Origin of the sequence: Saccharopolyspora phatthalungensis, from assembly GCF_014203395.1 — a bacterium.
Taxonomy (GTDB): domain Bacteria; phylum Actinomycetota; class Actinomycetes; order Mycobacteriales; family Pseudonocardiaceae; genus Saccharopolyspora; species Saccharopolyspora phatthalungensis.
This window is the reverse complement of sequence record NZ_JACHIW010000001.1, coordinates 3735214-3760733: the sequence shown is the minus strand read 5'-3', so window position 1 is coordinate 3760733 and position 25520 is coordinate 3735214. Positions and strand designations below refer to the sequence as shown.

Genomic DNA, 25520 nt, shown 5'->3' with positions numbered 1-25520 from the left:
GTGCCAGCGCGCATTCACCGTCCGCACGCCGTAGCGGTAAGCCTTGAGCGCGGGGAGTCGACCGTGACAGATCGAGCACGTTCCATCGTTGTGGGGGTGGACGGTTCCTCGCACTCGGCGGCGGCTGCCTCCTGGGCGGCAGAGGACGCGCACCTACGGCTTCGGCCACTGCACCTGGTGATGGTCGACAACAACTGGGCGCGTACCGCTGATGCCGAGCAAATCGTGCAGGACTTGGCGGACCGTTGCCGAATGCAGTCACCGCAGGTGACCGTCACCGAGGAAGTCGTTCCCGGACACCCTGCCGAAGTCCTCATCAGCCACTCCACCCGAGCCGACATGATCGTCGTCGGATCCCGCGGGCGTGGTGGCTTCGCCGGTACACATCTGGGGTCGGTGAGCAGCAGCGTGGCCATCCACAGCTCGTGCCCGGTCGTCGTCGCACGCACGGAAGCCGGGGCCACCGGCCCTGTCGTCGTCGGCTTGGACACCTCCCCCCTGAGTCGGCATGTGCTCGAGTTCGCCCTCGAAGCCGCCGCCGTGCGGAAACTCGGTCTCGTCGTGATGCAGGTGTGGCGAAGACCCGAGCACGATGACGTCTTCGCCACACCGATAACACTGCCCAGCCCGGCAGACATCGACGAGGCGATGCGACGACGCCTCGCCGAGCAAGTGGCCGGGCACGGCGAGAAGTACCCGGACGTGCGAATCCGTAAGGTTGCCCAGCACGGTCATCCCGTCTCGGCGCTAGCCGAGGCGTCCCGCAAGGCCGAGCTCGTCGTCGTTGGTCACCGTGGGCGAGGCGGATTCAAAGGGATGCTCCTCGGTTCCGTTGCCAGCGGGGTGCTGCATCACGCCCACTGCCCCGTTGCCGTCGTCCGCATCCCGAGTGCGAGCGACTGACGGGCGCCAGGATCGGCAGGCACGGAAGCTATCCGGTCCGCGCAATTCCTGAGCGGCTGCTTTCGACGGGCTGCCTGGCGTCGGTGCGACATGTCGGCGGAATCCAGGACTTGAGCAGTGAGCACGCACCTACGCCAGCGGATTCCGCGATGCCGAGTCAGGTAGGCGCGTCTGTTGCCCGACTTGCGTGCTCGCTTGGCGAAGGTGGCGTCTTGTGCTGGGCGACGCCTGCGACGAGCCGTTGCAGCTGCTCGTTGACGCGTTGTGGCGACTCCAGGATCAGCAGGTGGGCCGCGCCGGCAACAGCGACCAGTTCGGCACCCAGGATTTCCCGTGCGAGTGCTTCGCTGTGGCTTATCGGAGTAATGGTGTCGCGGTCTCCGACAAGAATCAGGGTGGGCACCTTCCCGAGTGCCGACACGACCGTGCGTTTGTCGAACGTGTCGAGTTCGGGGAAGAACTCAGCGATCACCGCGATCGGGGTCGAGGCCATCGCACGCGCGGTCAGCTCGGCAACGGGCTGCAGGACCTGCGAGCCGAACAGGTAGCGCTGGGTGAGCCGAAACGAAGTGCGGCTGGTGACGCGGCGAACGGTGTCGACCATGTGCGACTGCCTGCGCAGCAGGGACAAGCTCGTCCGAACGGCTTGGTGAAGCAGGCGGGCCGCCGGTTCGGGCAGACCCAGGGTGACACCGGACAGGCCACCGGCTGAGGTGGCGATGAGAGTGGCACCCACGATACGGTCACCGAACAGCTCCGGATGGGACTCCGCAAGCCCGAGGATGGCCATGCCGCCCATCGAGTGGCCGACAAGCACCACCGGACCGTGTGGCGCGGTCGCTTGCATGACCGCGAACAGGTCCTGGCCGACCTGGTCGATGGTGGCGTTGGCGGGTGTTGCCCAACCGGACCGGCCGTGTCCGCGCTGATCCCACAGCACCAGCCGCGCCTGGTCTGCCAGGGCCGCGCGCTGGAAGTGCCAGCTCCGCGAGTCGATCATGTAGCCGTGGCAGAAGATGACGGTCACGTCGCCGGCACCGCAGTCGACGATTTCCGCGTGCAGCTGCACCCCGTCGGATGCCGTCACGGTGAGAATTTCCGACGCCTCCGGCACCTGAACGGCTGGGGCGAACGCTGCATTATCCGGTTTGGCTTTGGACGAGTTCCTGAACCACCACACTGCACTCCACCCCCGAGCGATTCATCAGAAACAACGTCCAGGTCAGGCCGAATGTTCCCCTGCGACCATGTCACGCCTCGCACCAGTTCAGAGCTCGTTATTGACATTGCTCGCCGTGGCCAAGAATTGTGCTCACTTCCACTCTGGTGTTCAGGTGTGTCTTGCGAGCTTGTCCAGTTCCTGCGGTAGCGAGTCGGCGAAGTCCGCGAGATCGGCCATGACTTGCGGGTCGGTATTGACGCCCACGCACATGGCGTCTCCGTAGCTGCAGGCGGCGATGCCGATGATGTGTCCGGGGGCAAGTGGCACGAAGGGATACACCTCGTGCAGTTCCGCGCCTTGCACGGCCAGCGTGATGGCGGGCAGTGGGACATTTGAGACGACGAGGTCGCACAACAACGGAGCGCCGCGGGCGATCACGGGCGTGACGATCCGGTGCACGACGCGTGGGAGGTGTTCGGCGACGACGGGGAACGCGCCAGGTCCTCGGCACGGCCCCGCCGCCTTGCTGCTGTTCATCATCGAGCGGATCTCGTGCAGTCGCTGAAGCGGATCGGGCTCTCCCACCGGTAGCTCGCACAGATACCCGGACAGCTGGTTGCGGCCGGACGCCGAGGATGGCGACTGGCGGCGGTTGACCGGCACCAATGCCCGCACGGTGCGTCCGTGCAACGTGCGGTTCCGCCGCTTGAGCCACTCACGTAGTGCTCCGGTCACCAGTGCCAAAATGACATCATTGATGGTGCCGCCGTGCAGCGCTCGAACGTGCTGGAAACGGGACAGGCTCAATCGAGACATCGCGACCCCCCGCCGGGCCGAGTGGGTGCCCACCAGGGGCGAGCCGGGGTCAGGCAGCCGCATGCCGCCGAGAACGGCGGAGACGATTCCCGCCGACTCGTAGATTCGCTTTCCCAGGTGGGCGATCTTCGTGGCGCCATCGATCCACCGGGCTGGGTGGGTCAGCGCCGCACTGGCCGAGCGCGCAGCAGTCCGCAAGCTTGGGCGGTCCCCGCTGCACGATGCCGATGGCCGTACCGGCGCGGTGAACCCGTCGAACAATCCCAGACCCAGCTCGACTGCCCCGGGCCCGTCGCAGACGGCGTGATGCAGCGTGGCCAGCACGGCGAAACGACCGTCCGCCAACCCGATCACGTCCAGGTGCCAGAGGGGGTGGGCCGGTTCCAGAGGGCGGGCCATGGCCTCGGCAACGACGGCGGCCAACTCGTCCGAATGCTTGAGGTGGTGCACGGCGAGGTGGTTCTCGATGCGGAAGTCCGGGGCCTCGGTCCACACCGCCCCTCCCGGAGGGCACCACGTCGGCTGGGCACGTTGACGCAGCGCTGCCAGCCGCCCCGCCCGCTCACCGAGCAGCGTCGCCACACTGCGGACCTCCCCTGATGGTGGAGCGCCGAACACCAGCAGAGCACCAAAATGCATCGGTGTGGTCTCCCGCTCCAGGCACAGGAACGCCACGTCCAGTGCCCCCAGTTGCTGACGTGCCATGGACCTCACCATTGCCAGGTCAGAATTCGCAGGTGTGCGCGGCGCAGCCACCCACGAAGGTGGTATCGACGCGCAATGGCGGTTCGGCGGCGCGGTCTTCCGGGGAGACGAGGGTGAGGACCTGGTGTGGGCGGCTGCCGTAGCGGTAAGCGGTGATGCCCTTGACTTTGGCTCGCCAGGCTTCCAGGAAGATCTTCCGGACATCGTCCACGGTGGCGCTGGTGGGCAAGTTGATGGTCTTGGACACGGCGGCGTCGACGTGCCGCTGGACCGCGGCTTGCATGCGCAAATGCCACTCGGGGGCGATCTCCAGTGCGGTAGGAAAGGCGGCGCGCACGTCCTCGGGGATGCGGCGATTGCCGCGCACCCCGCCGGTGCGGGCGATCTCGGTCAGCAGGGCGTCGCTGTAGAAACCGCGGTCGCGCGCGAGCCGTTCGAAGCAGGGATTGCTCTCCAGCAGGTGTCGGTCGAGGACGTTGCGGGCATAGGCGATGGCGAACATCGGCTCGATTCCTGCGGTGGTGCCGGCGATCAGGGAAATCGTGCCGGTGGGCGCGATCGAGGTGAGTTGCGCATTGCGCACGGCGACGGAATTGGCCGGAGCGCTGTCGGCGAAGGCGGGGAAGGCGCCGCGGGACTCGGCCAGCCGCGCTGAGGCTGCGTGGGCCGTGTCCTGAACGTGGCGGGCGATCCGGCCTGCGAGTCGCACGGCCTGGGCGCTGTCGTAGGGCACGCCGAGGGAGGCGAGCATTTCGGCCAGGCCCATGAACCCCAACCCGATCTTGCGGCTCGCCCTGGCCGCTTGTTCGAGTTCGTCGAACGGATAGCGGCTGACGTCGATGACGTCGTCGAGGAACCGCACCGCCACCTCGACGATGTTGGTCAGGCGGTCCCAGTCCATACGCCCGTCGGCGGTGCAGTGGGCGAGGTTGATCGAGCCGAGGTTGCAGGATTCGTAGGGCAGCAGCGGCACCTCCCCGCACGGGTTGGTCGCTTCGATGCGCCCCAGGTGGGGAAGCGGGTTGGCGCGGTTGATGGTGTCCAGGAACAGCAGACCGGGATCGCCGCATCGATGCGCGGACTCGCACATGGCGTCGAAGAGGTCCGCTGCCGGCACTCGGGCCGTCGTTCGCCCGGTGCGCGGATTGACCAACCGGTGCGTGCCGTTGGCCTCGACAGCACGAAGGAAAGCATTGCTGACCGCGACGGAGAGGTTGAAGTTCTCCAATGCTGCCGAGTCTGCCGCCTTGGCGGTGACGAATTCGTAGATATCCGGATGGGAGACGTCAAGAACGGCCATATTGGCGCCTCGCCGGCGGCCGCCCTGGCGCACCACGTCCGCAGCAGTGTCGAAGACCCGCAGAAACGGCACCGGGCCGCTCGCGGTACCGCCGGTACTGGCCACGAGGTCACCGGCAGGACGCACTCGGGAGAACGCATACCCGGTTCCGCCACCGGCCTGTTGAATGATCGAGGCGTATTGCAGGGCGGAAAAGATCGACCGCAGCGAGTCCTCCACGGGCAGCACCACACAGCCGGACAGGAACCCGAGGGGCGTGCCCGCGTTCATCAACGTCGGCGAGTTCGGCAGGAAGTCCAGGCTGCGCAGCAACGTGGAAAACCGCTGCGCCCACTGCTCCGACGCCCCGGCTTGGTAGGTGTCCTCGGCCGCCGCGACGAACGTCGCCACCCGATCCAGCATCTCTCCCGTCGATTCCACCGGATGACCATGCGCGTCGCGGCGGAGGTAGCGCTGCCGCAGTACGGTCACCGCGGCCAGGCTGAGCTTCAGCTCATCGCGCACCCGTAGGAGCGCTTTGGCTTCGCGCAGTTCCGCGCGCCGCTGGCGATACACGACGTAGGCGCGGGCGATCTCGTGCTGACCCTCAGCGACCAAACGCCGCTCGACCGCGTCCTGGATCTGCTCAACCGTCGGAACCCGGTGGCGAAGCTGGCCGCCCAACCCGTCAGCCACCGCTTCAGCCATGCTCCCGGCCAAGTGCCCGTCCCCGTGGCCGACTTCGCGCGCGGCGCGGGCGATCGCTGCTTCGATCCGCTTGACGTCGAAGTCCACCAACCGGCCGTCCCGACGGCGTACCTGGGTCGGCCAACGCGACGCGTGGTGCCCTGGCTGGCTCATGCCTTCGAGTATCACCTGCCACTCTCGCAGTCGCCCAACCGCAAGCACCCGCGCGGATCTCAGTGGATGCGTGCGGCTTCCGCGATGGTCGTTGCCTCCCCATCGGTCGACGGCTCCTGTCGCAGTTCGCGTTCGGCGACGGCGATGTTGTCCTTCACGGCAAGGAAACTGTCCGGTGTGACCGAGATGGAGTCGATGCCGGCGCGGACGAGCAGTCGTGCGAAGTCCGGGTCGTCGCTGGGGCGTTGGCCGCACAGGCCCACCTTGCGGTGCTTGTGGTGCGCGGAGTTGATCAAGGTTTCGATGCTTCGTCGGACAGCCGGGTCACGCTCGTCGAACAGGGGTGCCAACTGCTCGGCGTCCCGGTCGACGCCGAGGGTGAGTTGGGTGAGGTCGTTGCTGCCGATGGAAAAACCGTCGAAACGGTCGGCAAAGTCCTCGGCGAGAATGATGTTGGACGGGATCTCGGCCATGACATAGACCTGCAGACCGTTGCGACCGCGGCGCAGGCCGTAGTCGGCCATGGTGGCCAGGACACGATCGGCCTCGTCCAGGGTGCGGCAGAACGGGATCATCACGATCGTGTTGGTCAGTCCCATGCCGTCTCGCACCCGGCGCAGTGCCCGGCATTCCAGGCCGAAACCCTCCCGATAACCCGCGCCGTAGTAGCGGCTGGCGCCCCGCCAGCCCAGCATGGGGTTTTCCTCCTCGGGCTCGAACGCCTCGCCGCCGATGAGCCGGGCATACTCGTTGGTCTTGAAGTCACTCGTCCGCACGATCACCGGGTTCGGCCACCACGCGGCGGCGATGCGGGCGATGCCGTATGCCAGGCGCTCGATGAAGAACTCGGTCTTGTCGGCATAGCCGCGGGTCAGCTCACTGATCCGGTTCCTCGTGTGGGCGTCGGTGAGCTGGTCGAACCGGACCAGCGCCATGGGATGGATCTTGATGTGGTTGGCGATGACGAACTCCATGCGGGCCAGCCCCACGCCATCGGCGGGCAGCCGCCACCAGCGGAAGGCCGCCGACGGGTCCGCCACGTTGAACATGACCTTGGTTTTCGTGGCGTGAATCGCGCCGAGTTCGATCTCATGCTCGTCGTAGCCAAGAAGCCCCGCGTACACGTGCCCCGTGTTCGCCTTCAGCGCAACAGACGGTGATCTGCTGGCCCTCACTGAGGGTGCTGGTGGCGTTGCCGGTCCCGATGACGGCGGGCACCCCCAGTTCCCGGCTGACGATCGCGGCATGCGAAGTGCGCCCGCCACGGTCGGTGACGATGGCCGCCGCCCGTTTCATGATCGGCTCCCAGTCCGGGTCCGTGGCGCCGGTGACCAGCACCGAGCCGTATTCGAACCGGTCGATCTCCTCGGCGCTGCGCAGGTTGCAGACCGTGCCGGCGGCGATGGCATCGCCGATGGCCAGCCCGCTGACCAGCCGCGTACCGCGGGTGGTCAGGCGGTAGGAGCGCAGCGTCGACGCTTCTCGCCGGGCGTGCACGGTCTCCGGTCGTGCTTGCACGACGGCGAGTTCACCTCGGCCGTCTTTGGCCCATTCGATGTCCATCGGGCGGCCGTAATGCTGCTCGATCAGCGTCGCCCACCGCGCGAGCTGGAGGATCTCGTCATCGCCGAGAACGAACGACGCCTGCTCCTGCTCCGTGGTCGGCACGGTCGCTGTCGGCTCACCGCCGCACCTGCCGTAAATGATCTTGGATTGCTTGCGGCCGACCTGCTTGGAGATCACCGGGACCAACTCGCTGCACTCCAGCAGGGGCTTGAAGACCAGGTACTGGTCGGGGTCCACCTTGCCCGCGACCACGGATTCCCCCAGACCCCACGAGGCGTTGATGAGCACGACCCGAGGGAAGCCGCTGTCGGTGTCGAGAGTGAACATCACCCCGGCGCCGGCTTGGTCGGAGCGGACCATTTCCTGGACGCCGATCGACAGGGCGACCTTCAGGTGGTCGAAGCCGTGGTGTTCGCGGTAGGAGATAGCCCGATCGGTGAAAAGCGAGGCATAGCAATGCTTGCAGGCCTCCAGCAGCGCCGATTCTCCCGTGACGTTGAGGAAGGTCTCCTGCTGACCGGCGAAACTGGCCTCGGGAAGATCCTCGGCAGTGGCGCTGCTGCGCACCGCCACATCAGGATCGCCGCGGCGCACACGGTCACCCAACTGCCGGTAGGCACTGGTGAGCGCATCCACCAGATGCGGCGGCAGCTCGGCACTTCCGATCATCCCGCGGATGGCCTCGCCCGCCTCAGCCAGGTCGGTGCCCTCGCGCCATGCAGTGATCTGCTCGCGGATGCGGCCCCGCAGGTCGTTGGCGTCGAGGAAATCCCAATATGCCTGGGCCGTGGTGGCAAACCCACCGGGCACCCGCACCCCGTGCACCGAGAGGTTCCCGATCATCTCTCCCAAGGAAGCGTTCTTACCACCCACCAGTGCCGTATCAGCCGAGGAAAGATCCTCGAACCAGCACACCACAGCCCGCTCAAACATGTAGCACCCGCTCGCCGCCGAGGAGTCAATGAGCCACGTGCTCTGCCGCGATGACCTGCGCCAGACTGCCGGTCTGCCGCGAGAAGATCACCATCAGATCATCCAAGCTCACAACACCCTTGAGGTTGCCCTCAGCGTCAACGACCGGCATTCGGCGGCATTCACCCGAAGCCATCTGCTGCGCGGCGTCAAAGAGATCCGCGTCCTCGGACAGGGAAACGACGTCGCTCGTCATCACTTCGCGCACAGGAGTGCTGGGCGAGAGTTCCCTCGCGATACCGCGGACCACGATGTCACGGTCAGTGACGATGCCGACGACATGGTTGGCGTCATCGACGACAACGACACTCCCGACGCCGTGGCTGTCCATCTGTGAGGCTGCTTCTGCCAGCGAAACCTCCGGTCGGCAGCTCACCGGCGAACTCAAAAACTCACGCAAGCTCATGGGAACCTCCCCTTCGGTTACTACGGGCAGCCGACCACAAGCCAGCGGCTCGAGCTAGAGGCGAAGGCCCCCGAGGAAGTCCGTGCACCTCCGTGTGCGAGCAGGTTCGGGCGCGGGCCAGCATTTCACGGCAGGTGTCGTGGACGTCGCCGCTCTCATGCAGGCCGCGACCGTATCCTGCGTGCGCGGCAAGTTGCCGTTGGGCGGCACCGGGAAGTTCGCGGGGGATCTGGTCGGTGCGAAGCAGGACCGCTCCCATGCGGTCGGCCAGCGCTCCGGCCACAGCTTTTTTACCGGTGCCCGGCAGTCCTCCCACCAGGATCAGCCTGATCTGCCCGGCGTGCAGATGCCGCAAAGCCGTGGCGGCCAGCCGCTCGGCGTCCGCAGCCGCCTCCGACACACCCCGCGCGTGGCAGGCACGCGACCTTCGCTCGGACGAACGCCCGGTAAGCCACATAGTGGTGCGCCAAGGATGTCGTGCTGCGAGAGGCGGAGAACTCGCGATACCAAGCAAGGAATCCCGCGCCAGGCCAGTAGCGCCGAGCCGTGAGTCACGGGTGCGCGAGCGACGAGCACCGGACACCGGCGCCATGTGCAATAGCATCCCGGTCATGCCGCCCTGTCACCGGCTGCCCACGACGATCAGCCGTGCGTTCGCGGCGTGATCGACCAGGCAGCACTGGCCAATCCCGTTCACCACGCACAACGCCTCGCTGTCCGGGTACATTTTCTGCCAGGCGCTCGGCGAACACCGCGCGCCTTGGTCGCGTCAGCCCGGACGAGTACTACACCGCATACCCCGGGATCGACCGGGAATCGACAACAACGCCTACACCAACATCATGCCCGCCTGGCTGTGCCGCACCGCCGTGCACGTCCTGCACGAGCTCACCGACGACCGCAGGCACGAACTCACCGACCAACTGGAAATCCGGCATGGCGAGATCGACCGCTGGAAGCGCATCGCGCAACGCATGTTCGTGCCGTTCCACGGAAACGGCATCATCAGCGAGTTCGAAGGCTACGACCGCCTCGCCGAACTCGACTGGAACGCCTACCGCCGACGCTACGGCGACATCCAGGAGCCTACATAACTCTGAGCCACAAAGTCTGACGCGCGACACGCCTCGACCGCATCCTCGGCGCCGAGCGACGACCCGAACCGCTACCAGGCATCCAAGCAAGCCGATGTGCTGATGCTGTTCTACCTCCTGTCGGCCGAAGAACTCGCCGAAATCCTCACCCGGCTCGACTACCCCGTTCCTAGCATTCCCGACAACATCGAGTACTACCTCCAGCGCACCAGCCACGGATCCACCCTCAGCTCGGTCGTGCACGCCTGGGTCCTCGCCTGCGGCCGTCGGCACCAGGCAATGGAATTCTTCGGGGGGACGACGGGACTGATCAACCCGCTGGGGCACCGCACCGGCGGGCTCCCCTGAATCCGGCATCGCCCGCGTCCGCTAGGGCTGCTGGGCGGGGGCTTCCTGCATGGCGATGAACTGTCCGTGCCAGGTGTGGTACCAGACGGCGCCGGTCCGGGCGTTGACCGACATCATCCCGACGATCTGATTGTCGCGGACGGTGTGCAGAGTGTAGTAGCCGGGGAATGCGGTGGGGTCGGTCGCGTGCAGGCGGGTGTGGTTCTGCGACAGCCATTGGTCGGCGATCTGCTGGGCTTGCTCGGTGGTCACGGTGGACGGACCTGTCTGAGCAGGCGCGGGCATCGTCCCGTGGGCGGTATTCCACATCATCGCCGGCCCCGGCTCCAAGAACACCGAGACGCTGGCGGGGTCGATGAGGACCTCGGTGGCACCACGGCCTCGGGAGTCGAGGAGTTCAGCGTAGTAACCGTTGCTGAACTGCATGATCTCGCCGGCGTGCAGGTCGCGCTGCTGTCCGAACTCGTCCGCGGCGCGGCGTGCATCGGCGAAGGTGCGCACCGCCACGACCCCGGGCACACCCTGGCCCGGCAGGCCACCGTTTCCCGGCATCATGGGCATTCCGTAGCCGGGCGGCGCGGGCTCGGTGGTACTTCCTGCCCACCACACGTTCGCCCCGCCAACGATCCAGATTACCGAGGCGATCAGGGCCGTGACGGCGAGGACGAGAACGGTCAGCGGTAGCAAACGGCCGTGCACCGCGGTCATCGCGGCGGAGCCCGGTGACGTTGGGTCAGCGCTTCCCGCGCTTGGCGGTAGGTCTCCTCGTCGATCTCGCCGGCGGCGAATCGCCGATCCAGGGTTTCCTCCGGCGTGTCTCGCCGATCATGGTTGCCCGCACCGCGGAGGCCGCCCCGGACCAGCCAGACGACAGCCCAGACGATCAATCCGACCAGCACGAGCCACACCAGCGGCATGAATACCATCCACGCCATCCCCGGCCCATAACCCCACATCATCGCGGTCACCTTCCAACAGCACCAGCACGCGCAGTGCAGGCTGGTACGCCTCGAACCCGGGAGGTAGAGGCGTTAGCCACTTTGTCGCGCGCTCTTCGCAAGCGTCAGGCAGGGCCGTTGGAGTGGACGGAATCCGCATAGGAATGGCAAGCGTTCCCGGGGATCGGGCCGCTCGCCGATCTCGGCAAGTGCGCTGGCATCAGTCGCCCGGAAGTCAGCTCATCAGGGCGCCGAACTGCCGGGTCGTCGGAACCATGATCAGCCCCGACTTCATTGAGCGCGCGCGGTGTGGAACTCGATGACGGCGGCGTAGGCCCGTGCGCCGTAGACGGTGCCGGGACCGCCGTTCATCAGGAAAGCGACGCCGATCACCTCGGCGGCCTCCGCCGGTGTCGCACCGCGTTGGACGGCGGCGTGGGCATGCGCGGCGATGCAGCCGTCGCATTCTTTGCTCACCGCGATGGCCAGGGCGATCAGCTCTTTGGTCTTGGCGTCCACCACACCCGGGGCAAGCGCGGCGTCGTGCAGTTGCTTGTAGCCGTCATACACCCCCGGTATCGCCTGCCGCAGTTCACGAGTGGGAACGCGCAGCTCGTCCCGGACTGCCGAACCGTAACTGGCCATACTGCTTCCTCCCAACCTGCCTTGAGAACACGTGCCTCTCGGTTCAGGATGCGTTGGCCGACCGGCCTGGGATGCGGTCGTTGGTCCCAGTCAGCGAAAGCATGCCCTCAAACAGTCCGTTCGCACTTCAGTTCTCCTTCGGAACGACCGCTGCCCGTGAGAGCCGTTGGCCTCTAGCGGCTGCGATGTCCGCCGGGCTTGCCTGGTCAGGTGAACCGGAGAAGGGGCCCGATGCGGTGGGAGCCGATCAGCAAGCCGACCGAGCTGCGTGCCTGGTCGAACATGCCCGACTACGAGCAGGTCCGACGTGCATTCGACTGGACGGCCGCGCGCTCGCAGCTGTCCGGCTTGCCCGGCGGCCGGGGCCTGAACATCGCCTACGAGGCGGTGGACCGGCACGCCCTTGGCGGGCGGGCGGATGTCGCGGCATTGCGTTGCGTGGACAAGCAGGACCGCGTGACGGAAATCAGCTACGGCGAGTTGCGGGACCGGACCAACCGCTTCGCGAACGTCCTGCGCGATCTCGGGGTCGGCAAGGGCGAGCGGGTGTACACCTTGCTCGGGCGAGTTCCCGAGCTGTACGTGGCAGCCCTCGGGACTTTGAAGGCGGGCTGCGTGCTTGCACCGCTGTTCTCTGCGTTCGGTCCGCAACCCGTTTACGACCGGTTGCAGATCGGCGAAGGAGCTGCGCTGCTGACGACGCCTCGGCTTTACCGAAACAAGATCCGGCAGCTCCGCGCGGATCTCCCACAGCTGCGGCACGTGCTGCTGGTGGGAGACGGCGCAGCCGAACCCGGAACCATCGGCTTCGCGAACGCGCTCGCTCAGGCCGGTACCGAGTTCGAGATCCCGCCGACGTCGCCGGAGGACTGGGCGTTGCTGCATTTCACCAGCGGCACCACGGGCCGTCCCAAGGGAGCCGTGCATGTGCACGGCGCGGTCGTCGCACATCACACCACCGCGGCGTATGCGCTGGACCTGCGTCCGGATGACGTGTTCTGGTGCACCGCCGATCCGGGTTGGGTCACCGGGACCTCCTACGGGATCATCGCTCCCCTGACGCACGGCGCCACCGTGGTCAGCGACGAAGGTGAGTTCGACGCACGGCGCTGGTACCGCGTGCTCGCCGAGCAGCGGGTGACCGTCTGGTACACCGCGCCGACCGCTTTGCGGATGTTGATGCGGCACGGACCGGAGTTGGCCTCGCGATACGACCTGTCCGCCTTGCGCTACGTGGCCAGCGTCGGGGAGCCGCTCAATCCCGAGGTCGTGGTCTGGGGCCAGGAGGTGCTGGGGCTGCCGGTCCACGACAACTGGTGGCAGACGGAGACCGGCGCGATCATGATCAGCAACTATCCGGCCGAGGAGGTCCGACCCGGCTCGATGGGGCGACCGGTGCCCGGCGTCGAGGTCGGATTGCTGGAGCGCGGCGAGGACGGCCGGGCCCGCGTCGCGCACGGGAAGGTACACGAACTGACCGGTGCCGACGTCGAGGGCGAACTCGCGTTGCGGCCAGGGTGGCCCTCGATGTTCCGCGGTTACCTGCACGACGAGGCCAGGTATGCGGCGAGCTTCGCCGATGGCTGGTACCTGACCGGGGACATCGCGGCGCGGGACTCCGACGGCTACTACTGGTTCGTCGGCCGGGCAGACGACGTGATCAAATCCGCTGGACACCTCGTCGGGCCGTTCGAGGTGGAAAGCGTTCTGATGGAGCATCCGGCGGTGGCCGAGGCCGGGGTGATCGGCAAGCCGGACCCGGTGGCCGGGGAACTGGTAAAGGCATTCGTGTCGCTACGCCCCGGGCACGCCCCCAACGACGAGCTGCGGACGGAGCTGCTGGCCTTCGGCAGGCGTCGGCTCGGTGCGGTGGCACCGAAGGAACTCGACTTCGACGCCGATCTCCCGCACACCCGCAGCGGCAAGGTCATGCGCCGCTTGCTCAAGTCGCGGGAGTTGGGGCTACCCGAAGGAGATCTGTCCACATTGGAGAAGGCGCGATGAACCGGCGCAGATCACCGGCAGCAAGCGCAAAGACCAAGCAGCGCACCGAGTTGCTGCGGCAAATGGTGCGGATCCGACGTTTCGAGGAGCGCTGCGTCGAGCTCTACAGCGCCGCGCAGATCCGCGGATTCATGCACCTCTACATCGGCGAGGAAGCCGTCGCGGTCGGGTTGTTGCAGACGCTGAGCCCCGACGACGCCGTGGTGTCCACCTACCGCGAACACGGCCACGCCCTGGCCCGCGGCGTACCGATGGTCTCGGTGATGGCGGAGATGTTCGGCCGAACCACCGGATGCAGCCGAGGACGCGGCGGATCGATGCACCTCTTCGACGCCTCCCGCCGGTTCTACGGCGGAAACGCGATCGTCGGCGGCGGGCTGCCGATCGCGTTGGGGCTCGCGCTGGCCGACGCGATGTTGAGCCGTCCGCAAGTGACCGCGTGCTTGTTCGGTGATGGCGCCGTCGCCGAAGGCGAGTTCCACGAATGCCTGAACCTGGCTGCGCTGTGGCGGCTGCCGGTGCTGTTCTGCTGCGAGAACAACCTTTACGCCATGGGGACCGCGCTGGCCAGGGCGCAGGCCGAGACCGACTTGGCGCTGCGGGCGAGCTCCTACGGAATGCCGTCCTGGGCGGTCGATGGCATGGATGTGGAAGCCGTTGCGGCTGCGGGCAACCGCGCGGTGGAGACCATGCGCGCCAGTCCGGGCCCGTGCTTCCTGGAACTGCGGACCTACCGGTTCCGAGCGCATTCGATGTACGACGCCGAACGCTACCGGGACAAAACCGAGGTGGAGCACTGGAAGCAGTTCGACCCGATCGACAAGCTCACCGCCCGCATGTACGACGACGGTGAACTAGCCGACGAGGCGGTTAAAAAGCTGGAGTCCGAAGTGGACAGCGAGCTCGACGATGCGGTGTCCGAGGCTCAGGCCGGTCCGCTGGAACCGGTCGAGGACCTGACCCGATTCGTCTACACCGAGCGGCCATGACCACCACGCACACCACCTACCGCGAGGCCATCCGCGAGGCGCTGCGCGAAGCGCTCCGCGACGACGAGCGGGTGTTCCTCATGGGCGAGGACGTCGGTCGCTACGGCGGATGCTTCGCCGTCAGCCTTGGTCTGCTGGAGGAGTTCGGCCCGGAACGCATCCGGGACACCCCGCTGTCGGAATCGGCTTTCGTCGGCGCGGGTATCGGTGCGGCACTGGCCGGGATGCGTCCGATCGTGGAGATCATGACCGTCAACTTCAGCCTGCTGGCCCTGGACCAGATCCTCAACAACGCCGCCACCTTGCTGCACATGTCCGGTGGGCAGCTGGGCGTTCCCCTGGTCATCCGCATGACCACCGGAGCCGGGCGCCAGCTCGCCGCTCAGCACTCCCACAGCCTGGAGGGCTGGTACGCCCACATCCCCGGGCTGCGCATCATCGCCCCGGCCACCCTGCCGGACGCCCGCGGCATGCTGCGCCCCGCACTGGAGTGTCCGGACCCGGTGCTGATGTTCGAACACGGCTCGCTGTACAACGCCGCGGGTGAGCTCGACGAACCGGCCGAACCGGTGGACATCGATACCGCGGCCATCCGCCGCAGCGGCGACGACGTTTCGCTGATCACCTACGGCGGCACCCTGCCAACCACGCTGACCGCAGCCGAACAACTCGCCGCCAACAACATCCAAGCCGACGTCATCGACCTGCGCACGCTGCGACCGCTGGACGAGACAACCATCGTCGACTCCGTACGCCGCACCAACCACGCCGTCGTGATCGACGAAGGATGGCGCAGCGGCAGCCTTTCCGCCGAAATCACCGCCCGCATCACCGAGCACGCCTTCTACGACCTCGACGCCCCGGTGCAACGAGTGTGCACCGCGGAAGTCCCCATGCCCTACGCCAAACACCTCGAAGACGCCGCGCTACCGCAAGCCGATGACGTGGTGGCCGCAGCACAGCGGGCGGTGGGCTGAAATGGCCGAATTCCGGATGCCATCCCTGGGCGCGGACATGGAGCGGGGCACCCTGGTCGAATGGCTCGTCCACCCTGGCGACACCGTCCACAAAGGAGACCTCGTCGCGGCCGTGGACACCGAGAAGGCCACCATCGAAGTCGAATGCTTCGACACCGGCATCATCGACCGCCTTCTGGTGGAGCCCGGCCAGACGGTGCCGGTCGGAACCCCGCTCGCAGTGATTTCCGCAGGAGCCCAGGGAGCTCCGTCCGGTCCCGCACCAGCCGAACCCGCGGCGGAGAAGCCCCCGCCGCCGCGCAAGCACAAGGCCGCTCTCGCCACTCCCCCAGTGCGCAAACTCGCCGCGCAGCACGGCATCGACCTCGCGGCCGTCCATGGCACCGGCCACGGCGGTGCCATCACGCACGCCGACGTGGAAGCGGCAATCCAGCAACGCACCGAACCGCACCTCACGGCACCCGCTGCCGCGCGACAACGAATCTCGCCGTACGCGCGACGGCTGGCCGCCGAACTCGGCGTCGACCCGAGTCTGGTGACCGGAACCGGCGCAGACGGAGCCGTTCGAGCACGCGATGTCCGCGCCGCCGCGCAAGAGCCGACCACCACTGCGCCAGCACCGAGCGTGAGCCGCGGATCTACCGCCATGCGGCAAGCAATCGCGGCGCTGATGACGAAGTCGAAACACGAGATCCCGCACTACTACCTCACCAGCACCATCGAACTCAGCACTGCACTGGAATGGCTGCGCGAGCGCAACCGCCGCGCCCTGGTAGCCGACCGGATCGTGCCCGCCGCGCTGCTGCTCAAGGCCACCGCCCTCGCCGCACGCGACGTCCCCGATCTCAACGGCCACTGGATCAACGACCACTTCGAACCCGCGGACGCAGTGCACCTGGGCGTCGCAGTAGCGCTGCACGGCGGCGGTCTGCTCACCCCCAGCATCGTCGACGCTGAACAATTGCCCCTCACCGAAATCATGCGCCGCCTGCGCGAACTGGTCTCCCGCGCCCGCACCGCCCACCTACACTCCTCAGACACCACACCGGCCACCATCACCGTGACCAACCTCGGCGATCTCGGCGTCGAATCCGTACAAGGCGTGATCTACCCACCGCAGGTGGCACTCATCGGATTCGGCGCGGTAGTGCATCGACCATGGGCCGTCGGCGACCTGATCGGGATCCGCCCGATCGTCACCGCAACGCTGTCCGGCGACCACCGCGCAACCGACGGCGCCACCGGCGGCCGCTTCCTCACCACCATCGACACGTTCCTGCAACACCCGGAGGAACTGTGATGCCCCAGCCGACCACACCACAGCACGCCCGCGGCCTCGTGCGTGATGCGCTGCTGAAGGCCATGCCCGGAGCCGACCTCGACGAGCTGGACGACCACGAAGACTTCCGCGATGCACTCGAACTGGACTCCCTGGACTTCCTCACCTTCGTCGAAACCCTCGGCAATGCCAGCGGAATCCGCATCGACGAAGAAGACTACGACAAACTCACCACAATGGACTCCGCAGTCGACTTCCTCACCTCTTGGTCATGACGCCGGAGCCAGCTCCGGCCGTTGGAGGTGTGCCGCTCATGTCCGAACCACGCTCAGCACCCAGTTGGCAGAACGTTGCACGCCGCTTTCGGCCGTGGCTTGAGCCAACGCTCCTCGCGGTCACGACGGGCGCGTTGCTGCTCGGCGTCATCGCCTGGGCGGTCGGCGCCGCCAGCACGGCCGACGCGGCGTGGGTGGTCGGAACCGCGGTTGCGATCGTGCCCGCGCTGACGTGGATGGCGCTCGCGCTGTGGCGCGGACGTACCGGGGTCGATCTCATCGCCGTGCTATCACTTGGTGGCACCCTCGTGGTGCACGAGTACCTCGCCGGATCGCTGATCGCGGTCATGTTGGCGTCCGGGCAAGCCTTGGACTCCGCGGCGCAGCGCCGGGCCTCCCACGATCTGCGCGCCTTGCTGGAACACGCGCCGCGGTTCGCCCATCGATACGCGGGTGACGCGCTCGAAACGGTAGTCGTGGACCAAGTGCGTGTCGGCGACCTGCTGCTGGTGAACCCCGGCGAGGTCGTGCCGGTGGACGGCCAGGTCGCAAGCAGTGCCGCAGTCCTCGACGAATCGGTGCTGACCGGCGAGTCCGCCCACGTCGAACGCACCGCCGGAGAACCCGTGCGCAGCGGGGTCGTCAACGCCGGCTCCGCGTTCGACCTGCGGGCCGGCGCGACGGCCGAGGAAAGCACTTACACCGGAATCGTGCGGTTGGCACGGGAGGCCGGTGCCGAGCGCGCACCCGTTGTTCGCCTCGCCGACCGGTATGCGACGTGGTTCCTGCCCCTGGCCTTGCTCCTGGCCGGTGGCGCTTGGCTGATCACCGGCTCCCCTGTTGGCGCCGTTGCCGTGCTGGTGGTCGCCACTCCGTGCCCGCTGCTTTTGGCGGTGCCGGTGGCGATCGTGTCCGGCATGTCCCGGGCCTCCCGGATCGGCGTGATCATCCGCGACGGCGCAGCACTGGAGAACCTCGGCCACGCCACCACCGTGATCGTGGACAAAACCGGCACCCTGACCGCAGGACGCCCGGCCGTCGTCGACGTCATCGCAGCACCGACCGTCGACGCATCGGAGGTGCTCCGGATCGCCGCCTCACTCGACCAGGCATCCCCACACGTCCTCGCCGACGCCATCGTCGCGCACGCCCGCAAACAGCACCTCGCGCTGGTCCCGCCGCGCGACGCGTCGGAACAACCCGGACGGGGAATGAGTGGCATCGTCGACGGCAGGCGCGTCGAAGTCGGCAGACTCGCACTACCGGAGAGCAGACCCCGTTGGGCCGACGTCGCGCTCAACCGAGCCATGCTCGACGCCACCGCCATCGCCTGGGTCAGCTGCGAAGGCGAACTGCAGGGCGCCTTGCTGCTGCGCGATCCCCTTCGCAGGGATGCCCCCAGAACCCTCAGACGGCTGCGGAACGCGGGATTGCACCGCCTGGTCATGCTCACCGGCGACCGCGCCGAACCCGCCCGAGAAGTCGCCACCGTACTGGGACTGGACTGGGTGCACGCGGAGCAAACACCCGAGGGGAAGGTGGCCTGCGTCCGCGCCGAAAGCGAAACGGCGACCTCCGTCATGGTCGGCGACGGGGTCAACGACGCCCCCGCCCTGGCGGCCGCGACGGTGGGAATCGCGATGGGCGCCCGGGGTTCGACCGCCTCGTCGGAGGCCGCCGACATCGTGCTCACCACCGACCGACTCGATCGCCTCGCCGACGCCATGAGCATCGCCCGCCGAGCACGCGGCATCGCGGTGCAAAGCGCCGCCGTCGGCATGGGCCTGTCCATCATCGCCATGGGCGTTGCCGCCGTCGGCTGGCTGCCGCCGGCGGCAGGCGCGCTGCTGCAGGAGGGCATCGACGTCGCGGTCATCGCCAACGCGCTGCGTGCGCTGCGCGGCAGTCGTCGAGGTGAGCTCACCGTGCCGCACTCCACGGAGGACCTGCTGCACCGTTTCGACGCTGAACAGGAAAAGCTACGCGAAACCCTGCCCCTGATCCGCGACACTGCGGACCTCCTCTCCCAAGTCCCCGGCTCGATGAAGGCACTCGTCGCGCTGCGCCGGACTCGGGACTTCCTGGACCAGCGCTTGGTCCCGCACGAGCAAGCCGAGGAGACCCAGCTCTACCCGGCCCTCGCCGCTCCGCTGGGCGGCTCCGAAGCCACCGCGACGATGAGCCGCATGCACGCCGAGATCGACCGGCTGAGCAGGAGGATCGGGACTCACCTGACGCTGGCCGAGTCCTGCGGGCGCATCGGGGACGACCAGATCGAGGACCTCCTCGCCACCCTGTACGGCCTGCACGCCGTGCTCCGCCTGCACTTCGCCCAGGAAGAGGAGACCTATTTCGCACTCGCCGACCCCGACCACAACATCTGACCCGCCCTGGTGGATGGAGACCCGCTCTCGTCACATCCAGCAATCGGAGCGCTGGTCTGCATCCCCGGTGCAGCGCGCGCATCCTGGCGGTACGGCGGAGTTGTGGGGGGTGGAGGGCATGCGCCCGTTGCAGGCGGACGCGGCGGTCGCGGGATTCGATGGGTCCGCCGAGTCGCAGCGGGCGGTGTGGTGGGCGGCGCTTGAGGCCACCACACGCGGCCAACCCTTGCTCTTGGTGCACGCATTCGCCGTTCCGCTGGAGGAACTGACCCGGATCCACTTGCCCAGTGAGGCGGTCACGCTCGAACCGATGCGTGATGCGGCAGAGCGGGCGGTGGAGGACATGGCCGCTGAGTGCCGCCAGAAGCTGCCCGGGCTGGACGTGTGGACCGAGGTGCGCTTGGGGCATCCCGCCACTGTGCTGACCGACGCCGCTGCCCGCGCGAGTGTGCTCGTGCTCGGCTCGCCGACGCTCAGCCGCACCCGACGAGTGCTACTGGGCTCCACTGCCGCCGAAGTGGTGCGCACCGCGTACGTCCCGGTCATCGTGGTACGCGGCGAGCCGGAGCGTGCGCAGGCCCTCACACCGGAGTTCGACCGGGTCGTCGTGGGTGTGGACGGCTCCGAGTGCAGCGCGCGTGCGATCGAGTTCGCCTGCGACTTCGCCGCCCGCCACGACGCCGAGCTGACGGCGATCCTCGCCTACACCGAGCAGCCGCCGGACATGCTGCCGCCGAACCGGGGTTGGCGGTTCGACTCCGACACGATCGAGGCCTGCCGCCGGGAACTGTCCGAATCCCTCGCCGGTTGGGGCGAACGCTACCCGGATCTCGTGGTGCACCAGGAAGTCATGGCGGTCGAACACCCCGCAGAGGCGTTGCTCGCGGCCGCCGTCGACGCCGATCTGCTCGTCGTCGGAACGCACGGACGCGGCATCATACGGACGGCGTTGTTCGGCTCGGTCAGCCACGCAGTGCTGCACTACGCCCCATGTCCCGTCGCTGTCGTTCACTGATCACATACCACCGGGCTGGCTACGAGCATCAGACGGGTTGGTACGTCAGGCAGTCCACGATGTCTTCCTCATAACCCACCGTGATGCCGGGGGCTTGGCACTCGAGGTTGACGTTGTAGCGGCAGTCCGTCATCTTGCAGGCACCGACGTGACCGACGGCATCGGGATCGCCTCCGGCGACGGAGGCACTGCAGAAGGTGTCACATTGGGCGTGCAACGGATCGCCGATGGTGATCGCCAGCGCGTGGCAGGTCTCGTTCCGGTTGAACGCGCAATCTGTTGCGGTGCACTTGTTCACGAGCGGCATTTCCATGGCTTCCCCCCTTCATCAAGATCCTGCCGTAAAAGCGGCCGGTCTCCTCAACTGCAGCAATGAGATTCTTGCGTCCCAGCAGCCACAGCTCTAGCTGTGCAGGTGCGCAGGCTCGCCGGTCAGCTGTTCGACATCGGCAGTCGCGGCGCGCAGCAGGTGATGGGCAAGTTCGAACAACGACCGGGCCGCGGCGATTTCGGCACCGACCTCCGGAACGTTGACGTCTTGGGGGTCCCGCTTGGCCAGCCCGGTGCCCCGCAGATCGGTCGCGTCCCGGGTGTGCAACTGCGCCTGGGCGTAAGTCCGGTCTTCTTCCTCGGTGAGGTAGATGTCGACCGACCAGTGCTCTGTCGTGGGCATCGCGAACCCCCTTGTCATTCGGCCTGGATCTGCCAGCTCTCGGACGCGAACAGTGCTGCGGCGAGAGTCCCGGCGACGAAGAATTCGGCACCTTCGTTGAACACGACGCACAGCAGGGCGAGGAAGGCCGCCACGACCCCGAGAGCCCGGCGAACCGTGAACCACGCCAAGACCTTTGTGAACGGACGCACATGGGCCATCCTGCGCGCGAACTCCGGGTCTTGGGAACGCAGCTGCCGCTCGATCTCCTCGAGAAGGCGCCGTTCGTAGCGTCTCAGCATCGGAACCTCCCGAGATGCACCGAGCTCTACGAGGAAGATGATCGCGAGCCGAGGAGGGGACAGCTAGAGCACATCGGCCCCCGTCCCCAAGACGTCTCAGGTGCCTCGCCCAGTAGTTCCTGCCGCCCACGTGATCGCATCGTCGATCTCGTCGTATCCGAAACTGTTCACATCGGCCTGCACGAAGCGCTTGGCGATATGCGCTACCAGACTCGACAGTTTGCTGTCCGCCGACAGCGCCACACGCTTGACCTTGCGGTGATGGTCGCGCACGAATCGCACATGCCACGACAGGCAGGCGACACGCCCGCACCCCTCAGTTCGTAATGCGGTAGTTCGCCAGACCGTTTGACCGGGATCGCGTTGTGCGCCTCGGTGACGCGGGGACGGCGGGTGCTTCCGGTGCATGCATGTGTTCGCGCCGAGGGGCGAGGTGGATCTGGACGGCGTAAACGACCCAGCCCAGCGCCGCCAGGCCGAGCCAGTTGATGGCCCGGTAAACGAGCACAGTCGCCATGGCAGGTGCAGCCGGAATCCCCGACGCGATCAGCACACCCAGCAAACCACCCTCGGCCAGGCCTGCTCCGCCGGGGAAGATCTGCAACGCGATGGCGCCCTGCACCGCCAGGTATCCCAGCACGAGCGTCGACCACGGAATCGGATGCCCGAGTGCCACGACGCTCAAGCACAAGCTGAGGTAGTCCAGGATCCAGCTCAGCGCCGCGAGCGCGACAACGGCCACCCACTGGGGCCCGCTGGGGCGGAGCAGTCCGATCCGGTCCGCCAGGCGTCGCACGGTTGCGTCGGGATCGGTCGTCCAGGCGCGTCGGCACGTTCGGCAGCGGCCCGGAAGCCGCCGTCCCAGCCAGGTCAAGGCCAGCAGGCATCGGCGCAGCGCCGAGGGGCGGGTCACCACCGCCCAGCACACCCATGCAGTGAGGACGACGACGCTTGAAAGCGCACCAGCGACGAGCGGCGAGATTTGCCCGGTTCCGCCTGCACCAGCGATACCAAGCAGCATCAACAAAACCGTCGCAATGGCCCCGGACAACACCGCCGACCACGCTGCCAAAGCGACATCGACGTTGCGCTTGCGCAGCTGGTAGGTCGCATAGACGAACCCGACCGCATTGCCCACCGCCGGCAGGGTGGTCGACAGCGCGTTCTCCGCGAAATTGATCGCCTGGACGGTCCGCACCGGCAACCGCACGCCACCAGCGATCAACAGCCACCGGTGCAGCTCCCCGTAGGCGGCCAAGGACCCGACACCCAGCAGGACCGCCACGCCGACCCATCCCCATCGGAGATGCGCGAGTTCCGCACCAAGGCGCCCCGCCTCGCTCGCCAGTACGGGCAGCTGCCACCCCAGGACCCCCAGTCCACCCAGCACCACCGCCCACTGCGCGATCGTGCGGACCCGCTGTCGCATCCTCGTTCCCCGTACTCCTCCAGCGGAGCAGCGAGGCCCAGCGAACCACGGCGACCTTCCCCGCTGCTCGGGTCGACGCCCCACGATGAAGGGCGGAGCCAGCACCGCATCAGGGTCCAACGACCCCACACCATGCGCTGTTCGCGGCGAGCCGCGAACAAATCCCCTACCCCCTCCTGGTATCGAGTGAGGATTCTGGTGGGGCGTCGCCGGCGACCGAGCGATCGGAGTGGATGAGCAGGTGCCTTGCAGCACGTCGTCGAAGACGCCCCGAGTCGGCCTAGGAGACTTCAAGGCTCGGGTGGTCGCCTGCGATCTGGTCCACCACGGGCCTGAGGATTTCCCATGCCTCGTCGTCCCACATCGGGTCACCGGACGCCATCACGACGTGCAGTTGCTTGGCGGGCCGCAGATCGGCTTCTCCAGCAGCCCATCGAACGGCCGTCAGCGACAATTCGGAGCCATCCACTCCGACGACAACCCGCCCCCTCGACTCCATGCCAAACCTCCCGCTGCCTGTCTCCTCGGTACCCCGGGCCAGCTTCGACACATAAGGCCACTCGGCCCTAGCGATGCCGTGGGGCGAACAGTGAGCTGGCCGACTGGCTGCCGGTTTCGGTGCCTTGGCTCGGCCATGCCGGGTTCGGTCGACAGTGGTGGTGTGAGCCTATGGCGTCGCAGGCCAGCGCAGGGGCGTCGTTGATGCCGTCGCCGACCAATGCCGATCCGGCGGCCTGCTGTCTGCAGGCGGCGAATCTCGTCGGCCTTGTGCTAGGGCAACACCTCGGCGAGCACTCGACGCACCCCTACCTGCCCGGTGATGGCGGCGACGGTGCGGGCGTTGTCTCCAATGATCACCACAGCCTCGATCCCTAGCCGGCGCAGGTCGGTGATCGCCGCGGCGGAGCCCCGGATTTCCCGGCGATCGAACATCAGCTCAGCCGGTACGCCCACGACGGCGATGTCAACCACGGTCATGGCAAGCCTCGGGAAACATCTCTTAGTTAGCTCGGACGTCGTGCCCGGCGACCCCGCGGACGTTCTGCTGCAGTTCTCCGACGGTGCCGAGCTGGTAGCGGTCGGTTCACGCGGACGAAGCACACTGGCCGCGACCTTGCTGGGCTCGGTCAGCGCCAAGGTGGCTACCCACGCACGGTGCCCGATCGTTGTGGTCCGAGAGCTCCGCGACAGCGGCCCGGTCGTCGTCGGGCTGGACAACTCCCCGCACAGTGGCGCCGCGCTGCAATACGCGTTCGACGCCGCGTCCCGGTATGAGTCCGAGCTGGTGGCCATGCAGGTGTGGCAGGACATCGAGTACGCGCCGGTCGTGCCCCGCCTGGAGTACGAGCTGGCCGATCTGCGCGACGAAGCATTGCGCGGGGTGGCAGAGCAACTCGCCGGCTGGGCCGAGTCCTACCCGAATGTGCCTGTCCGCAAGGTCGCCCAGCGGGGACACCCGGTCGCCGAGCTCGCCGCCGCAGCCGAAGATGCTCGGCTGCTGGTCGTCGGGCACCGTGGACGCGGCGGGTTCACCGGGCTGCTGCTGGGATCGGTGGCCGCCGGCGTGCTGCACCACGCCCCGTGCCCGATCGCTGTCGTCCGCGACGCGAAAGGTTGAGGGAGTGCCATGTCAACACCGGATCAGCCCGTCGTGGTGGGCATTGACGGATCGGACAGCTCGATCGCGGCCGCCTCTTGGGCCGCCGCGGAAGCGGATCGCCGCCACGCACCGTTGCACGTCGTGATCATCAACGACGATCCGGCCCGCGCCGATTACGCCGAGAAGGCGGTGCAGAAGGCCGCGGCGAAATGCCGCGCCAACCGGCCGAATCTTGCCGTGACCGCCGAAGTCGCGACCGGCCATCCGGTCGAGGTGTTGTTGCGCCAGAGCGCGAAAGCACAGTTGGTGGTCCTCGGTGCGCGTGGGCATGGCGGGTTCACCGACGCTCTGCTGGGCGGGGTGAGCGTCGGCGTGGCCACCCATGCGTCCTGCCCGGTCGTCATCGTGCGCAAGGGCATCCCCACCACCGTGGGCCCGGTGGTCGCGGGTGTGGACGATTCACCGTGCAGCCAGGAAGCACTGCGGTTCGCGTTCGCCGCCGCGGCACGGCTGGGCGCCGACCTGGTCGCGATGCAGGCGTGGCACGAAGAAGGCCTGCTCGCCGTGCCGTTGACGCCCGCCGACCGCGAACAGGTGGAACGGGAAATCGCGCAGTCGCTGGGCAAGCAAACCGCTGCCCTGCGCGAGGAATTCCCGAAGGTCGGGGTCCGCGAGGTGGTCCAGCGGGGACACCCTGTTGCTGCTTTGACCGACGCGGCCCGCGATGCGTGTGTTTATGCCGGGTAGTTCCGGCCCCGGTTGTCCGGTGAGTTCTGGCCCCGGCTGAGTTCGTCCGGTGGGTTTTGGCCCCACCGTGTCCGATGTGGACACGCCCACGATGGTGTGAAGGACCGGTCTTCCCCCGTTGGTACGGGCAACGATGTGCGCCTTGAATCCAAGCGGTCGTGTCGGAGGCCGG

General features: G+C 67.4%; 25 protein-coding genes and 2 pseudogenes. 11 read left to right on the top strand and 16 right to left on the bottom strand.

Features of this window, described 5'->3' with window-relative positions:
• Nucleotides 1-63: 63 nt before the first annotated feature.
• Nucleotides 64-903, top strand: a complete 840-nt coding sequence (locus tag BJ970_RS17475; protein ID WP_312864297.1) for a universal stress protein — start codon at nt 64-66, stop codon at nt 901-903.
• 157 nt (nt 904-1060) lie between these two features.
• Here BJ970_RS17475 and BJ970_RS17470 read toward each other — a convergent pair whose 3' ends face one another.
• The 6 genes from BJ970_RS17470 to BJ970_RS17450 all read right to left on the bottom strand — a co-directional run bounded on the left by BJ970_RS17470 (nt 1061) and on the right by BJ970_RS17450 (nt 8670).
• Nucleotides 1061-1990 carry an alpha/beta fold hydrolase gene (locus tag BJ970_RS17470; RefSeq protein WP_184727233.1) on the bottom strand — a complete coding sequence of 310 codons (930 nt, stop codon included), beginning with the start codon at nt 1988-1990 and terminating at the stop codon, nt 1061-1063.
• A 243-nt stretch (nt 1991-2233) separates the two neighbouring features.
• A complete protein-coding gene (locus tag BJ970_RS17465; RefSeq protein WP_184727232.1) occupies nt 2234-3586 on the bottom strand; it encodes a wax ester/triacylglycerol synthase family O-acyltransferase in 1353 nt (450 codons plus the stop codon).
• Nucleotides 3587-3605: 19 nt separating this feature from the next.
• Complete coding sequence (locus BJ970_RS17460) at nt 3606-5726, bottom strand: adenosylcobalamin-dependent ribonucleoside-diphosphate reductase (RefSeq protein ID WP_184727231.1); 2121 nt, start codon at nt 5724-5726, stop codon at nt 3606-3608.
• A 59-nt stretch (nt 5727-5785) separates the two neighbouring features.
• Entirely contained in the window at nt 5786-6850 is a 1065-nt protein-coding gene (locus BJ970_RS37920) for a putative PEP-binding protein (RefSeq protein WP_312864296.1), read from the bottom strand.
• A complete protein-coding gene (gene ppsA / locus BJ970_RS37915; RefSeq protein ID WP_246470892.1) occupies nt 6816-8225 on the bottom strand; it encodes a phosphoenolpyruvate synthase in 1410 nt (469 codons plus the stop codon). Before ppsA ends, BJ970_RS37920 begins: the two co-directional genes overlap by 35 nt.
• A gap of 25 nt (nt 8226-8250) precedes the next feature.
• Complete coding sequence (locus tag BJ970_RS17450) at nt 8251-8670, bottom strand: CBS domain-containing protein (protein WP_184727230.1); 420 nt, start codon at nt 8668-8670, stop codon at nt 8251-8253.
• Nucleotides 8671-9512: 842 nt separating this feature from the next.
• Between BJ970_RS17450 and BJ970_RS17445 the strand changes: the two are divergent.
• A pseudogene (locus BJ970_RS17445) lies at nt 9513-10112 on the top strand (hypothetical protein).
• A 21-nt stretch (nt 10113-10133) separates the two neighbouring features.
• Here the strand turns inward: BJ970_RS17445 and BJ970_RS17440 are convergent.
• The 3 genes from BJ970_RS17440 to BJ970_RS17430 form a co-directional block, all read right to left on the bottom strand.
• Entirely contained in the window at nt 10134-10820 is a 687-nt protein-coding gene (locus BJ970_RS17440; RefSeq protein WP_184727229.1) for a hypothetical protein, read from the bottom strand.
• On the bottom strand, nt 10817-11071 hold the full coding sequence (locus BJ970_RS17435) for an SHOCT domain-containing protein (protein ID WP_184729177.1): 255 nt from the start codon (nt 11069-11071) through the stop codon (nt 10817-10819). The genes BJ970_RS17440 and BJ970_RS17435 overlap by 4 nt, the downstream gene beginning before the upstream one ends.
• 270 nt (nt 11072-11341) lie before the next feature.
• The gene (locus BJ970_RS17430; RefSeq protein WP_184727228.1) at nt 11342-11695 is read right to left on the bottom strand and encodes a carboxymuconolactone decarboxylase family protein; all 354 of its coding nucleotides are present in this window, start codon (nt 11693-11695) and stop codon (nt 11342-11344) included.
• A 231-nt stretch (nt 11696-11926) separates the two neighbouring features.
• Here BJ970_RS17430 and acsA point away from each other — a divergent pair, with 231 nt between their 5' ends.
• From acsA to BJ970_RS17395, 7 genes are all read left to right on the top strand, one after another.
• Nucleotides 11927-13699, top strand: coding sequence for an acetate--CoA ligase (gene acsA, locus BJ970_RS17425; protein ID WP_184727227.1), 1773 nt, complete (start codon nt 11927-11929; stop codon nt 13697-13699).
• Nucleotides 13696-14688 (top strand): pyruvate dehydrogenase (acetyl-transferring) E1 component subunit alpha, encoded by a 993-nt coding sequence (gene pdhA / locus BJ970_RS17420; protein ID WP_184727226.1) that lies wholly within the window; start codon nt 13696-13698, stop codon nt 14686-14688. The genes acsA and pdhA overlap by 4 nt, the downstream gene beginning before the upstream one ends.
• Nucleotides 14685-15665: an alpha-ketoacid dehydrogenase subunit beta gene (locus BJ970_RS17415; protein WP_184727225.1), complete on the top strand. Its 981-nt coding sequence runs from the start codon at nt 14685-14687 to the stop codon at nt 15663-15665. Before pdhA ends, BJ970_RS17415 begins: the two co-directional genes overlap by 4 nt.
• Nucleotides 15628-16965: a dihydrolipoamide acetyltransferase family protein gene (locus tag BJ970_RS17410; RefSeq protein WP_246470890.1), complete on the top strand. Its 1338-nt coding sequence runs from the start codon at nt 15628-15630 to the stop codon at nt 16963-16965. Before BJ970_RS17415 ends, BJ970_RS17410 begins: the two co-directional genes overlap by 38 nt.
• Entirely contained in the window at nt 16965-17219 is a 255-nt protein-coding gene (locus BJ970_RS17405) for a phosphopantetheine-binding protein (RefSeq protein ID WP_184727224.1), read from the top strand. The genes BJ970_RS17410 and BJ970_RS17405 overlap by 1 nt, the downstream gene beginning before the upstream one ends.
• A 38-nt stretch (nt 17220-17257) precedes the next feature.
• Entirely contained in the window at nt 17258-19603 is a 2346-nt protein-coding gene (locus BJ970_RS17400) for a heavy metal translocating P-type ATPase (RefSeq protein ID WP_184727223.1), read from the top strand.
• 118 nt (nt 19604-19721) lie between these two features.
• Nucleotides 19722-20618, top strand: coding sequence for a universal stress protein (locus tag BJ970_RS17395; RefSeq protein WP_184727222.1), 897 nt, complete (start codon nt 19722-19724; stop codon nt 20616-20618).
• A 28-nt stretch (nt 20619-20646) separates the two neighbouring features.
• On the opposite strand, the gene BJ970_RS17390 is transcribed toward BJ970_RS17395, so the two are convergent.
• The 7 genes from BJ970_RS17390 to BJ970_RS37910 all read right to left on the bottom strand — a co-directional run bounded on the left by BJ970_RS17390 (nt 20647) and on the right by BJ970_RS37910 (nt 23979).
• Nucleotides 20647-20931: a DUF1540 domain-containing protein gene (locus BJ970_RS17390; RefSeq protein WP_184727221.1), complete on the bottom strand. Its 285-nt coding sequence runs from the start codon at nt 20929-20931 to the stop codon at nt 20647-20649.
• A gap of 90 nt (nt 20932-21021) precedes the next feature.
• Nucleotides 21022-21291: a DUF1876 domain-containing protein gene (locus BJ970_RS17385; protein WP_184727220.1), complete on the bottom strand. Its 270-nt coding sequence runs from the start codon at nt 21289-21291 to the stop codon at nt 21022-21024.
• A gap of 14 nt (nt 21292-21305) precedes the next feature.
• Nucleotides 21306-21572: a DUF3040 domain-containing protein gene (locus BJ970_RS17380; RefSeq protein ID WP_184727219.1), complete on the bottom strand. Its 267-nt coding sequence runs from the start codon at nt 21570-21572 to the stop codon at nt 21306-21308.
• A gap of 96 nt (nt 21573-21668) precedes the next feature.
• Nucleotides 21669-21980: a SpoIIAA family protein gene (locus BJ970_RS40010; RefSeq protein WP_376775051.1), complete on the bottom strand. Its 312-nt coding sequence runs from the start codon at nt 21978-21980 to the stop codon at nt 21669-21671.
• Nucleotides 21889-23001 (bottom strand): lysylphosphatidylglycerol synthase transmembrane domain-containing protein, encoded by a 1113-nt coding sequence (locus BJ970_RS17370; RefSeq protein WP_184727217.1) that lies wholly within the window; start codon nt 22999-23001, stop codon nt 21889-21891. Before BJ970_RS17370 ends, BJ970_RS40010 begins: the two co-directional genes overlap by 92 nt.
• 280 nt (nt 23002-23281) lie before the next feature.
• The gene (locus BJ970_RS17365) at nt 23282-23500 is read right to left on the bottom strand and encodes a universal stress protein (protein WP_184727216.1); all 219 of its coding nucleotides are present in this window, start codon (nt 23498-23500) and stop codon (nt 23282-23284) included.
• Nucleotides 23501-23772: 272 nt separating this feature from the next.
• On the bottom strand, nt 23773-23979 hold the full coding sequence (locus BJ970_RS37910) for a hypothetical protein (protein WP_246470888.1): 207 nt from the start codon (nt 23977-23979) through the stop codon (nt 23773-23775).
• 25 nt (nt 23980-24004) lie between these two features.
• Here BJ970_RS37910 and BJ970_RS17355 point away from each other — a divergent pair.
• A pseudogene (locus tag BJ970_RS17355) lies at nt 24005-24619 on the top strand (universal stress protein); the annotation flags it as partial.
• A gap of 9 nt (nt 24620-24628) precedes the next feature.
• On the top strand, nt 24629-25348 hold the full coding sequence (locus tag BJ970_RS17350) for a universal stress protein (RefSeq protein ID WP_184727214.1): 720 nt from the start codon (nt 24629-24631) through the stop codon (nt 25346-25348).
• Nucleotides 25349-25520: the final 172 nt, after the last annotated feature.